The following is a 12,293-nucleotide window of genomic DNA, read 5'->3' as shown; positions in this document are numbered from 1 at the left end:
GCTTGTCACCCGGGCCGTGTCCTGGATTCATGTCCGCCATGACCACCCATGACTCCACGCTGCTCGCGGCGGCCGTCGTCGAGAGCCAGTCCGGCTACACGCAGGCGATTCGCACCGGCAAGCACCACTTCCAGGCGGACGAGCCCGCGGCGCTGGGCGGCGCGGACCAGGGCCCCGCGCCCTACCAGTTGCTGGTGGGCTCACTGGGCGCGTGCACCGCCATCACGTTGAAGATGTACGCGGCGCGCAAGGGCTGGGAGCTGAGCCCCTTCACCGTGAAGCTCAAGCTGCTGCGCGAGAACGACGTGGAGCGCGTGGAGCGAGTGCTCTCGGTTGGCCCCGCCATCACCGAGGAGCAGAAGGCGCGCCTGCTCGAAATCGCCGCGAAGACGCCTGTGACGCTCACGCTCTCTCGCGCGCTGCGCATCGACACGACCTTCGCGCCGACACCCTGAATGCTCGGAGCGCCCCATCCACGGCGGGGCGCTCCTCGACCACGCCTCAGGCCGGCGCCGCGTCCGGCTGACGGTCCGGGTGCGCCGCCTGGAAGGCGGGATGCTCCGCGCACGCGGCCTCGATGCGCAGCAGCGTCGGGTACGGAGACAAGTCCAACGCGAACCGACGCGCGCCATACAGCTGCGGCACTAGGCACACGTCCGCCAGCGACACGGTGTCCCCCACGCAGAAGCGTCCCGCCGTGGGCTGCACCATCGTCTCCAGCGCCTCCAGGCCCCGGGCGTTCCAATACGCGCCCCACGCCTTGTCGTCGCCCTTCAGCTCGCTCTTGATGCGCTGCAACACCGCCAGGTTCTGCAGCGGCTGCATGCCGGAGTTCACGTACTCCGCCATCATCCGCGTCCGCGCCCGCAGGTAGCTGTCCTCCGGGAACAGCGGCGGCGTGGGGAAGCGCTCCTGCAGCAACTCCACGATGGCGAGCGACTGCGACAACCGCCGCTCCGTCCCGTCCGCCTCCGTCCACTCCAGCGTGGGCACCGTGCGCATCGGATTGACCGCCCGGTACGCGTCCGAGTTCTGCTGCCCACCGTCCTTCAGCAGGTGCACCGCCACGTACTCGAAGGGCAGGCCCTTGAGGTGCAACGTCAGGCGCACCCGCCACGACGCGGAGCTGCGCCAGTAGTTGTGCAGCCGAAGGCCCTTCATGGGACCTTCACCACCTTCTGCGAGATTCGCCCGAACACGCTCTGCCCGTCCTCACCCGACATCTCGATGTCGATGGTGTCCCCGGGCTTCATGAAGGGCGTCCTCGGCTTGCCCTCCTCGATCGTCTCGATCATCCGCTGCTCGGCCAGGCACGAGATGCCCCGCGCGCGGTCCGCGTTGGACACCGTGCCGCTGCCCAGGATGGTGCCCGCCGTGTAGCTGCGCGTCTTGCACAGGTGCTGGATGAGGTCGAAGAAGGAGAAGTGCATCTCCGGGCCCGCGTCCGTGTCGCCCACCTGCACGCCGTTGAGCACCGAGCGCATGCGCAGGTGCACCCGCCCCTCGCGCCACGCCGAGCCCAGCTCGTCCGGCGTCACCGCGAACGGACTGAACGCCGTCGCCGGCTTGCTCTGGAAGAAGCCGAAGCCCTTCGCCAGCTCCTCCGGGATGAGGTTGCGCAGCGAGACGTCGTTGGCCAGCATCAGCAGCTTGACGTGCTTGCCCGCGTCCTCCGCCTTCGTCCCCTGCGGCGTGTCGCCGAGGATGACGCAGACCTCGCTCTCGAAGTCCATGCCCCACGCCTCGTCCGCCAGCGGGATGTCCGCGGTGGGCGCCAGGAAGTCACCCGAGCCACCCTGGTACACCAGCGGGTCCGTCTTCAGCGTGGCCGGCGGCTCGGCGTTGCGCGCCTTGCGCACCAGGATGACGTGGTTGATGTACGCGCTGCCGTCAATCCACTCGTACGCGCGCGGCAGCGGCGCATGCAGCGCCTTCACGTCCAGCGGACGGCTCTGCACACTGTCCGTCTCCAGCTGCTGGGCGAGCGCGCGCAGCTGCGGCTCCTTCGTGTCCCAGTCATCCAGCGCCGCTTGCAGCGTCAGCGCCACGTTGGTGGCCAGCGCATAGGCCGAGTTGTCCCGCTTGACGACGATGAGCCGCCCGTCACGGGTTCCATCCTTGAGCGTCGCGAGCTTCAATCCCGGGCTCCCCGCGGCCCGGTGGATACAGCGGGGGCCGCCTCATGAGCCCGGCTTTTCCGCCGGGGCTCTCGGGGAGTCAAGCTTCGGGTGCAGCCCGCGAACGCTCTCGGCGGAAAACTACCAGCAGCTCGACCGCGCCGGCAGTCGCGCGAAGTAGTTGTTGCCCAGATTGCTGTCCCACTGGCCGCCGGCCGTCGCGGCCACGTGGATGTCCCACGCGTTCTGGTTGCCGTTCTGGTCGAAGGCATAGAAGAACAAGTCGTTCTCCACCGCCGAGGGCTGCTCGCACACCCAGACACCCTCCTGGCCTCCGGCCGCGAAGTGCGCGTTGCACAGCGGCGTGTTCATGTACCGCATGCACTTGGTGCACGCGCGCGGCCCCGCGTTCAGGAAGACATAGGCGTCGTTGTTCGCGCCCGCGCTCGCGGCCAGCGTCTGCTGACGGCCGTTGAGGCTGACGTAGATGGAGATCTGATGGTCCGGGTACAGGCCCCGCAGGAAGCCCCGGTAGCTGACGGTGAGCGTGGCCAGCCGGCCGGGCAGCCGGCGCGTGTGGCGGATGACCTCGAAGGGCCCCGTCGTCACGGAGTCGTAGACGCTGCAGATGGGGTAGTCGGGCGGATAGTCGGAGGCGCGCGCGGAGGCGAAGGGGAGCAGCAGGGACAGCGCGAGCGCGGCCAGCAACGTCTGCGAGAACTTCGTCATGGAGCAGGTCCTCAGGGGGAGGGAAGGAGCGGCGACTTCACGCACCGGCGTAGCATGTGCCACCCACCTGCCGGAAGGTCGGCCCCCTGCCCCGTCGCCCGCCGGACGACGTGCGGGCACACCCGAGTCAGACGCGCCCGCCCCCCCGCTGTCCGAGCAGCCTGCCCGCATGGCCGAGAAGCAGGAGGGAAGCGGAGCGCGTGCGGCTGTTGAAGGCTGAGTCGGCGCACGGGAAGCGTGCTCCGGCCACTCCCTTGGCGGCGCCCGTCCGACACCCAACGTTGCCGGGAAGGACGGGACGCGCGGCCAACCACGGCGCCTTTGCGTCGCGGGGTGGAGCGCGAGGGCACTGAATGGCTGAAGGCATCCAATCCGCCAGCGCCGTTCCAGGAGAGCCGCGGCCGGGCCGCCGACTGGGCCACCGGTTCGAGCTCGTCCAGCGTCTGAAGGTCGGTCGGGGAATCTCCACGTGGGCCGGTGTGGACGTGCGCACCGGGGAGCGCGTGGCCATCAAGGTGACCTCCACCACGGCGCTCGTCCCCGCCGCGCGTCACCGCATGGAGCACGAGGCCGCCACGCTCGCGCGGCTCGACAGCCCCTTCATCGTCTCCGTGCGCCACATCGGCACCTCGGAGGACTGGCTGTACCTGGTCACCCCCTGGCTGACGGGAGAGTCCCTGGAGGCGCGCCTGGAGCGCGGCGTGCTGAGCGTCCCCGAGACGCTCGCGCTGGGCCGGGGCCTGTTGTCCGCGCTGGCCGAGGCCCACCACCACGGCGTGCTGCACCGCGACGTGAAGCCCGCCAACCTCATCGTGTCCGGCGAGCCGCTGTCGCGCGCCACGCTGATTGATTTCGGACTCGCCCGCAGCGAGCGCCTGGATGCGTCCCTGCGCGACCTGCCGGTGGGCACCGCGCGCTACCTCTCCCCGGAGCAGGCGGGCCTGCTGCACCGCCCCGTGGAGGCCACCTCGGACCTGTACTCCACGGGCGTCGTCCTCTTCGAGTCGCTCTCCGGGGTCCCCGTCTTCACGGGCGACTCGGTGGGCGAGGTCCTCCGGCAGCACCTGTCCGCGCGGCCCCGGCTGCGCGCGGTGGGCGTGGACGCGCCGCGCGCCTTGGAGGAGCTGGTCTCGCGCCTGCTGCAGACGGACCCCTCGGACCGCTACCAGTCGGCCGCCTCCGCGCTGGCGGACCTGCTGGAGCTGGAGGACGCGCTCTCCCAGGGCCACGCGGAGCCGGAGCTCATCATCGGCGCGAGGGACGCCCGGCGCAGCCTCACCGAGCCCTCCTTCGTCGGCCGCCACGAGGAGGTCGCCACGCTGGAGCGCGAGCTCGAGCACACGCTGACGGACCCGGGGCGACTGGTGGTGGTGGAGGCCGAGTCCGGCGGCGGCAAGAGCCGGCTGCTCGAGGAGCTCTCCGCCCGCGCTCCAAGACACCACGCGTGGGTGCTGCAAGGACAGGCGCAGGACCAGGCGGCGCGGCGGCCCTTCCAGCTGTTCACCGGCGTGGCCTCGGCCATCACCCAGGCGCTCGCGGCGCGGCCCGCGCTGGCCGAGGCGCTGCGGGGGCGGCTCGTCGGACAGGAGGCGGGGCTGTGCATGGTGCTGCCGCAGTTGGAGCCGCTCCTGTGTCCCGCGCCGCACGCCTCCGCGCGGGCGCTGGGGCCCGAGTCCCTGGGTGAGAGCCGTGGCATCCAGGCACTCACCGCGCTGCTCGGCGCGCTGGGCACGCGGGACGAGCCCGCCGTGGTGGTGCTCGACGACTGTCAGTGGGCGGATGAGCTGACCCTGCGGGCCCTGGAGGGTTGGTCCCAGGCGAGGCGACAGGGACAGGGACGGGTGCTCGTCATCGTCGCCTTCCGTGGCGAGGACATCGGCCCCACGCACGTGCTGCGCAAGCTGGCGCCCACGGTGCACCTGCGCTTGTCCGCGCTGGGCGCGGCGGAGGTGACGCGCCTGACGGAGTCCATGGCGGGCACGCTGCCCCGCGAGGCCACGGAGCTGGTGACGCGGCTGTCCGAGGGCAATCCGTTCATGGCCAGCGCGGTGCTGCACGGGCTGGTGGAGGACGGCGTGCTGGTGCCGGGGCCCTCGGGCTGGAGCGTGGAGCCGGCGGCGATGGCGCACGCGCGCTCGTCCCGACAGGCCGCGGGGTTCCTCGTGCGGCGCCTGCGCCTGTTGCCCCTGGCCTCGCGGCGCCTCTTGTCGGTGGGCGCGGTGCTGGGCAAGTCCTTCGAGCTGTCGCGCCTGGAGGCGCTGTCGGGTGTGTCCCGCGAGGACCTGAGCGCCGCGCTGGAGGAGCCGCGCCGCCGTCACATGCTGTGGGAGGAGGGCACGCGCTACACCTTCGTGCACGACAAGCTGCGCGAGGTGCTGCTGGACATGCTGACGCCGCTGCGTCGCAGGGAGCTGCACCGACAGGCCGCGCGCTCGGCGGCGGCCCAGCCGACGAAGGACCCGTTCGAGCTGGCCTACCACTTCGACGCCGCGGGCGAGTACCCGCAGGCGCTGCCTCACGCGCTCGTCGCGGCGGAGCTGGCGCGCGGGCGATTCGCGCTGGAGTCCGCGGAGCTCAACTACCGCATCGCCGAGCGCGGCGCGGCGGGCGCGGACGCGAGCACCCGCTTCCTCGTGGCCGCGGGCCTGGGCAACGTCCTCATGCTGCGCGGCCGCTACGAGGAGTCCCGTCAGCAGCTCGAGCGCGCGCAGTCGCTGGCGCGGCAGGAGCAGGAGCAGGCGCGCATCCTCGGCCAGCTGGGCGAGCTCGCCTTCAAGCGCGGCGACTTCGGCGAGGCCACGGTCGCGCTGGAGCAGGGCCTGAAGCTGATGGGACGCTGGGTGCCGCCCCGGGGTGTGCTCACCGGCGCGAGCGCGGCGTGGGAGATCCTCGCGCAGGCCGCGCACACGGTGGCGCCGCGCTGGTTCCTCGCGCGTCGTCCCATCGAGAGCGGCACCGAGGACCTCCAGGCCGTGCGGCTCTACAGCCGGCTCGCGTACGGCTACTGGTACCGGCGGGGCCGCGCGGCGGTGCTGTGGGCGCACCTGAGGGACCTGAACCTCGCGGAGCGCTATCCGCCCACGCCCGAGCTGGCGCAGGCGTACTCGGAGCACTCGCCCGCGCTGACCACCCTGCCCTGGTTCGAGCGGGCCTACGCGTACGCGGAGAAGTCGCTGTCCCTGCGCCAGGAGCAGAACGACGTCTGGGGCCAGGGCCAGACGCTGCACTTCTACGGGCTCGCCTGCTACGCGTCCTCGCGCTTCGAGGACTGCATCGAGAAGTGCACCCAGGCCATCCGCCTGCTCGAGCGCACCGGGGACCCGTGGGAGGTGAACAACGCCACGTTCCAGGTGGCCATGGCCCTCTACCGCCTGGGCCGGCTGCGCGAGTCGCTGGAGACGAGCCAGCGGCTGCACGCGGCCGCGCTCGCGCTGGGCGACCGCTACTCGGTGCGGCTGGGCCTGGAGGCCTGGGCCAAGGCGTCCGACGGGAGACTGCCGGGCACGCTGCTGGAGGGCGAGCTGACCAACCCGGACCAGCCGGACCCGCAGAGCTTCGCGGGCGTGCTCCAGGCGGACGCCCTCCACCGGATGCGCCAGGGGGATGCGGAGGGCGCGGTGAAGGTGCTGGAGCGCGCCGCGCGGCTCGTCGACGAGGCCCACCTGCGCCAGGAGTACGTGGCCCCCATCACCCCGCTGCTCGCCACCGCGCTGCGCCAGCTCGCGGAGGCCACCTCACCCCTGGCCGCCGGAAGGCGCCGCGCCCTGCTGGAGCGCGCCGAGAAGACGGCGAAGGACGCGCACACCCTCGCGCGCACCTACCGCAACAACCTGCCTCACGCCCTGCGGGAGCGGGCCCTGGTCGCCGCGCTGCGGGGCCAGGAGCGCCGGGCCCGTCAATGGCTCGAGCAGTCCCTCCAGGCGGCGCGCGACTTGCGGATGCGCCACGAGCATGCCCGGAGCCTGAAGGCCCGGGGAGAGCTGGGCCGCGCGCTCGGCTGGCCCGGCGCGGAGGCGGACCTGTCGCTGGCCACGCGCGAGCTGGCGGAGATGGAGGACGGCCTGTCGCCCGAGGTCGCGGAGCCGGGTGGCACCCGCGCGCTCTCGCTGGTGGACCGCTTCCCGCGCGTGCTGGAGGCGGGGCGGAGGCTCGCGTCGGCCCTGTCGCGCGAGGCGGTGTTCGAGGCCGTGCGCCAGTCGATGTTGGAGCTGCTGCGCGCCGAGCACTGCGCCATCGTGGACCCACGCGAGCTGTCCGGGGACGAGGACACCGAGGGCCCCAGCCGCACCGCCATCGCCCGCGCGATGGAGACCGGCCGCATCACCGTGATGGGCCAGGGACTGCCGGGCGGGGCGAGCGAGAGCATGGAGCTCGCCGGGGTGCGCTCATTGTTGTGCGCGCCGCTCCAGGTCCGGGGCAAGACGGTGGCCTGCGTCCTGGCCACGCACCGTCAGGTGGGCGCGCTGTTCGGCGAGGTGGAGGAGCACCTGGCGGAGTTCGTCACCGTGCTCGCGGGCACCGCCCTGGAGAACGCGGAGAACTTCGAGGCCGAGCAGGAGGCGGTGCGCCGCCGCGACGACTTCCTCTCCATCGCCGCCCACGAGTTGAAGACGCCGCTCACCTCGCTGCAGCTCCACATCCAGGGCCTCCAGGCCCAGGTCCGCGCCAGCGGCGACGCGGGCCTGTCCCCCCGCAAGCTCTCCACCAAGCTGGAGTCCGCCTCCGCGCAGACGCAGCGGCTGGGGCGGCTGGTGTCCGACCTGCTGGACATCTCCCGGCTCGCCCAGGGGCAGCTGCACATCAAGCTCTCGCAGGTGGACCTGGTGGCGCTCGTCCAGGGACAGCTGGAGCGCAGCCGCGAGGCGCTCGTGCGCGCGGAGTGCCCGGTGCGGCTCGACGCGCGCGTCCCCCGGCTCACCGGCGCCTGGGACGTGATGCGCCTGGAGCAGGTGGTGGGCAACCTCCTCTCCAACGCGATGAAGTACGGCGCGGGCAAGCCGATTGAAATCACCCTGCGCGAGGAGAAGGACGGACAGGCCCTGCTGCGGGTGCGCGACTTCGGCATCGGCATCGCCGACGAGGACCGCGCGCGCATCTTCGGCCGCTTCGAGCGCGCGGTGTCCGTGCGCCACTACGGCGGCTTCGGGCTCGGCCTGTGGATCGTCCGCGAAATCGTCCAGGCGCTGGGCGGCGCCATCGACGTGGAGAGCACGCCGGGCGAGGGCTCCACCTTCACCGTCACCCTGCCCTGCTCCGGGCCCTCCTCCCAACAGGAGTCCCCGGGTCCCCCGGTGCACTGAACGGCGTCAGCGGCGCACCAGCTCCAGGTAGATGACGTTGTCCTGGCCATCCCGGAACAGCCGCACGGAGTCGAGCCGCTCCAGCGGCACCTCGCCGAGGAAGCCGCGCAAGTCGTCCTCCTCGCGGTACAGGAGCCACCAGTCCATGAAGGCCTCCATGTAGCCGGTCTCCGGAGGGAAGCGCGCGAAGTTGGCCACCAGGAGCCGCCCCTGGGCGCGCAGCATGTTGAAGAGCAGCCCCGTCAGCCGCGTGGCGACGGAGTCGGACAGGTAGTCGTACAGGCCCGCGGAGTAGACGAAGTCCAGGTCCGAGAAGGACTCCTTGCCCGCGAGCAGCGCGCGCACCGAGCCGCAGTGCGGCTTCACCACGTCCAGCGGCTGGTGGTGGGAGATTTCCGCCAGGCTCAGCGCATCCTGGTCGAACGCGATGAGCTCCCTCACCCGCCGCTCCCTCACCGCCGCGGAGGCCTCGGCCTCGCGCAGGTGGCCACACGCCACGGAGAGGATGCGCGCCTCGCCCGGCACCCGCTCGGCCGTGGCGTCCAGCTCGCGCGCGAGGAGGTCCCGGCGCTCGCGCACGCTCACCGCGCTGGGTTGCTGGTGCATGTACCGATAGATTTCCCGGCCCGCGTGGAGTTCGTCCGCGGCGCGGTCCAGGTACAGGTAGTCGATGAGCGCCGCGTCGCCCGCGTACCCCCGGGGCCGCTCGAAGGCGCGGCGGGTGAAGGGGCACTGGTGGAGGAACGAGCGCAGCGGGTGCTTGCGCGCGGTGTCCTGGCAGAAGGCCTTCCAGTCCTCCGGGCTCCAGCGGCGCCGCAGCGTGAGCAGCCCCAGGTGCAGCGAGTGCATGTCCTGGTGCAGCACGTCATCGTCGGCCTCCATCATCCGCGCGTGCATGCCGTCGAGCCACACGCGCGCCTCCGCGAGAGCCTCCTCGGCTGGACGCTCCGGGACGGGCAGGACGAGTTGGTTGCGCTCGGCGTGACAGCCAGGCTCGAGCGCGCGTCGGACCAGGGTCCTCTGGGGGTCTTGCATCGTCCAACACAACCCCGGAGGGCCCCGGCTCCTCTTCCCGCGAAAAACCCTTGCCCGCTCGCTCCTTGAAGCGGCCTCACGAGCGCATGCAATCCCGCCCGACGCCGTTCGTGTACAAGGTGGGACACCGGACGGCGGCGCCGCTTCCGGGTTCCACACCCCCACTGGAGTCCACCATGCCGTCCTGGTTCACCGTCTCGCGGGCCATGGCCCTCGCGACCCTCGTCCCCACCCTCGCGCTGGCCAACCCCGCCGCGCCCAAGGCCGCCGCCTCCGGCAAGGCCCGGGTCGAGCGCGCGTCCACGCGCCCCTCGAAGCACTACACCATCCAGCAGTTCATGAAGACGACCCTGATTCGGGGCGCGTCCTTCTCCTTCGACGAGCAGCGGGTGCTGTACTCGTCGAACCAGACGGGCATCTACAACGTCTTCTCCGCGCCGGTGAAGGGCGGCAAGCCCACCCAGCTCACCCGCTCCACCACGGACAGCACCTTCGCGGTGAGCTACTTCCCCCAGGACGACCGCATCCTCTTCACGCGCGACCAGGGCGGCAACGAGCAGCACCACCTCTACGTGCGCACGCCCGACGGGAAGGAGAAGGACATCACCCCGGGCGACAAGCACCGCGCCGTCTTCTTCGGCTGGAGCCAGGACGAGGCGGGCTTCTACGTCCTCACCAACGAGCGCGACGAGCGCTTCATGGACCTGTACCGCTACGACGCGAAGTCGTTCGAGCGCACGCGGCTGTACCAGAACGAGGACGGCCTGGACGTGGGCGCCGTGTCCGCGGACGAGAAGTGGATCGCCGTGGAGAAGACAAACACCACGGCCGACAGCGACGTGTACCTGCTGAACCTGGCCACGAAGGAGCGCAAGCACATCAGCCAGCACCAGGGCACCGCCACCTGGAGCCCCGCCGAGTTCGACACCACCTCCACCGCGCTCTACCTCATCACCGACGAGGGCTCCGAGTTCACCCGCGTGGTGCGCTACGTGCTCGCCACCGGGAAGATGGAGGAGGTGGAGAAGACGGACTGGGACGTGATGTACACGTACTTCTCCCGCAACGGCGCGCTGCGCGTCACCGGCATCAACGCCGACGCCAGCACCCTCATCCGCGTGCAGGACACGAAGACGGGCAAGCAGCTGGAGCTGCCCAGGCTGCCCGAGGGCGACATCACCAGCGTGTCCATCGGCCGCGGTGAGAAGCGCCTGGCCTTCCACCACCGCGGGGACCGCTCGCCCAACAACCTCTACGTCTTCGACCTCACGACGAAGAAGGCCACGCGCCTGACGGACAACCTCACCACCGAAATCGACGCCAAGGACCTGGTCGACGCGGAGGTGGTGCGCTTCAAGTCGTTCGACGGGCTGGAGATTCCCAACATCCTCTTCAAGCCGCACCAGGCCACCGCCCAGACGCGTGCGCCCGCGCTCATCTGGGTGCACGGCGGCCCCGGTGGCCAGTCCCGCAAGGGCTACAACCCGATGATTCAGTACCTGGTCAACCACGGCTACGTGGTGCTGGCCATCAACAACCGCGGCAGCTCCGGCTACGGCAAGACGTTCTACACGGCGGACGACCAGAAGCACGGCAAGGAGCCGCTGCTCGACTGCGTGGAGGCGAAGAAGTACCTGGCCAGCCTGCCGTACGTGGACGGCGAGCGCGTGGGCATCATCGGCGGCAGCTACGGCGGCTACATGACGCTGGCCGCGCTGACGTACCACCCGGGCGTCTTCAACGTGGGCGTGGACATCTTCGGCGTGTCCAACTGGCTGCGCACCCTCAAGAGCATGCCCGCCCACTGGGAGTCCCGGCGCCAGGCGCTCTACCAGGAGGTGGGCAACCCGGAGACGCAGGAGGCGATGCTGCGCGAAATCTCCCCCCTGTTCCACGCGGAGAAGATTCGCCAGCCGCTGCTCGTCATCCAGGGCGCCAATGACCCGCGCGTGCTGCAGGCGGAGTCGGACGAAATCGTCCAGGCGGTGCGCAAGAGCAAGGTCCCCGTCGAGTACGTGCTCTTCCCCGACGAGGGCCACGGCTTCACCAAGAAGAAGAACGAGGAGGAGGCCTACTCCCGCACCCGCGCGTTCCTCGACCAGTACCTCAAGAAGCCCGCCAACGGCCCCACCAACTAGGCCCCCGCGTCCGGTGCGCGTCCGACGCCGCGCGCACCGGCGCCTCCTCCGGCTCCACCTGGCGCGGCGCCACGTCCCCGAGCGCCTCCAGCAGGGCCTCCATGGACGCGAAGCGCTGCTCGGGCCGCTTCTCCAGACACCGCCGCACCACCGCCTCCACCGCTTCCGGCACGGCCAGTCGAGGCCCCAGCTCCGAGAAGCGCGGAGGCGGCTCCTTGTGGTGCGCGAAGACCAGCTCGAGCAGGTCGTCCGACTCGAACGGCGCCCGCCCCATCAGCATGTGGAAGAGCACCACGCCCAGCGAGTAGATGTCGCCGCGCGCGTCGGCCACGTGGCGCGCCCGCTCCGGCGCCATGTACGCGGGCGAGCCGAGCCCCGCGTCGCCTTCGGTCAGCTCCCGCACCGACAGCCGGGCCGACTCTGACATCACCGGCCGCGTGCGCCCGAAGCCGCGCAGCTTCACGTGCGCCCCCGCCTCCCCCACCAGCACGACGTTGCCCGGGGACACGTCCCCGTGCACCACGCCCCGCTGGTGCGCCTGACGCAGGGAGCGCCCCATCGCCCGGGCCCACGCCACCGCCCGCGCCCACGGCAGCGGCCCCGAGGCGAGCACCTCCTGCAGCGTGCGCCCCTCCAGCCACTCCGTGGCCACGAACAGCGTCCCGTCCTCCAGCCGGCCCGCGTCCAGCACCGTGACGGTGTGGGGATGGGCGAGCCTGGCCGCGGCCCGGGCCTCCTGGAAGAAGCGGCGCGGCGCCTCCAGGTCCTCGAAGGGCGCGCCCAGCACCCGCAGCGCCACGGTGCGCTCCAGCGGGAGCTGGAGGGCCCGGTACACCCGCTGCGTGCCCGGACCCTCCAGCGGCGCCACGACCTGGAAACGGCCCTGCAACACCTGCCCGACGAGCGGGTCCGCGCCCCAGGCCGTGGGGGTGCTCGGGCTTGCCTGTCGGTCGGTGCGCATCATGAGGGGACCT

General features: G+C 71.5%; 8 protein-coding genes. 3 read left to right on the top strand and 5 right to left on the bottom strand.

Features of this window, described 5'->3' with window-relative positions; genetic code table 11:
- The first annotated feature begins 38 nt into the window (after nucleotides 1-38).
- On the top strand, nucleotides 39-455 hold the full coding sequence (locus K8640_RS11905) for an OsmC family protein (RefSeq protein WP_223747159.1): 417 nt from the start codon (nucleotides 39-41) through the stop codon (nucleotides 453-455).
- Between the two features lie 46 nt (nucleotides 456-501).
- Here the strand turns inward: K8640_RS11905 and maiA are convergent, their stop codons facing one another.
- The 3 genes from maiA to K8640_RS11890 all read right to left on the bottom strand — a co-directional run bounded on the left by maiA (nucleotide 502) and on the right by K8640_RS11890 (nucleotide 2,846).
- Nucleotides 502-1,161 carry a maleylacetoacetate isomerase gene (maiA, locus tag K8640_RS11900; RefSeq protein WP_223747158.1) on the bottom strand — a complete coding sequence of 220 codons (660 nt, stop codon included), beginning with the start codon at nucleotides 1,159-1,161 and terminating at the stop codon, nucleotides 502-504.
- The gene (locus K8640_RS11895; RefSeq protein ID WP_074953112.1) at nucleotides 1,158-2,138 is read right to left on the bottom strand and encodes a fumarylacetoacetate hydrolase family protein; all 981 of its coding nucleotides are present in this window, start codon (nucleotides 2,136-2,138) and stop codon (nucleotides 1,158-1,160) included. The genes maiA and K8640_RS11895 overlap by 4 nt, the downstream gene beginning before the upstream one ends.
- A gap of 120 nt (nucleotides 2,139-2,258) precedes the next feature.
- Nucleotides 2,259-2,846, bottom strand: a complete 588-nt coding sequence (locus K8640_RS11890) for a hypothetical protein (RefSeq protein ID WP_141326173.1) — start codon at nucleotides 2,844-2,846, stop codon at nucleotides 2,259-2,261.
- 353 nt (nucleotides 2,847-3,199) lie between these two features.
- Here K8640_RS11890 and K8640_RS11885 point away from each other — a divergent pair, with 353 nt between their 5' ends.
- A complete protein-coding gene (locus tag K8640_RS11885; protein WP_223747157.1) occupies nucleotides 3,200-8,146 on the top strand; it encodes a protein kinase domain-containing protein in 4,947 nt (1,648 codons plus the stop codon).
- A 6-nt stretch (nucleotides 8,147-8,152) separates the two neighbouring features.
- On the opposite strand, the gene K8640_RS11880 is transcribed toward K8640_RS11885, so the two are convergent.
- Nucleotides 8,153-9,181 (bottom strand): class I SAM-dependent methyltransferase, encoded by a 1,029-nt coding sequence (locus tag K8640_RS11880; RefSeq protein ID WP_223747156.1) that lies wholly within the window; start codon nucleotides 9,179-9,181, stop codon nucleotides 8,153-8,155.
- A 176-nt stretch (nucleotides 9,182-9,357) separates the two neighbouring features.
- On the opposite strand from K8640_RS11880, the gene K8640_RS11875 reads away from it, so the two are divergent.
- A complete protein-coding gene (locus K8640_RS11875) occupies nucleotides 9,358-11,319 on the top strand; it encodes an alpha/beta fold hydrolase (RefSeq protein ID WP_223747155.1) in 1,962 nt (653 codons plus the stop codon).
- Here the strand turns inward: K8640_RS11875 and K8640_RS11865 are convergent.
- Complete coding sequence (locus K8640_RS11865; RefSeq protein ID WP_305070653.1) at nucleotides 11,288-12,283, bottom strand: serine/threonine-protein kinase; 996 nt, start codon at nucleotides 12,281-12,283, stop codon at nucleotides 11,288-11,290. The genes K8640_RS11875 and K8640_RS11865 overlap by 32 nt on opposite strands.
- Between the last annotated feature and the right edge of the window lie 10 nt (nucleotides 12,284-12,293).

Source organism: Myxococcus sp. XM-1-1-1, assembly GCF_020037095.1.
GTDB lineage: Bacteria > Myxococcota > Myxococcia > Myxococcales > Myxococcaceae > Myxococcus > Myxococcus fulvus.
The sequence above is the reverse complement of the archived record's forward strand: the minus strand, read 5'-3'. Positions and strand labels throughout refer to the sequence as shown.

Coding starts and splice junctions, on each gene's coding strand:
- K8640_RS11890 (WP_141326173.1), bottom strand. CDS start 2,846: ATGACGAAGTTCTCGCAGACGTTGCTGGCCGCGCTCGCGCTGTCCCTG.
- K8640_RS11885 (WP_223747157.1), top strand. CDS start 3,200: ATGGCTGAAGGCATCCAATCCGCCAGCGCCGTTCCAGGAGAGCCGCGG.
- maiA (WP_223747158.1), bottom strand. CDS start 1,161: ATGAAGGGCCTTCGGCTGCACAACTACTGGCGCAGCTCCGCGTCGTGG.
- K8640_RS11865 (WP_305070653.1), bottom strand. CDS start 12,283: ATGATGCGCACCGACCGACAGGCAAGCCCGAGCACCCCCACGGCCTGG.
- K8640_RS11905 (WP_223747159.1), top strand. CDS start 39: ATGACCACCCATGACTCCACGCTGCTCGCGGCGGCCGTCGTCGAGAGC.
- K8640_RS11875 (WP_223747155.1), top strand. CDS start 9,358: ATGCCGTCCTGGTTCACCGTCTCGCGGGCCATGGCCCTCGCGACCCTC.
- K8640_RS11880 (WP_223747156.1), bottom strand. CDS start 9,181: ATGCAAGACCCCCAGAGGACCCTGGTCCGACGCGCGCTCGAGCCTGGC.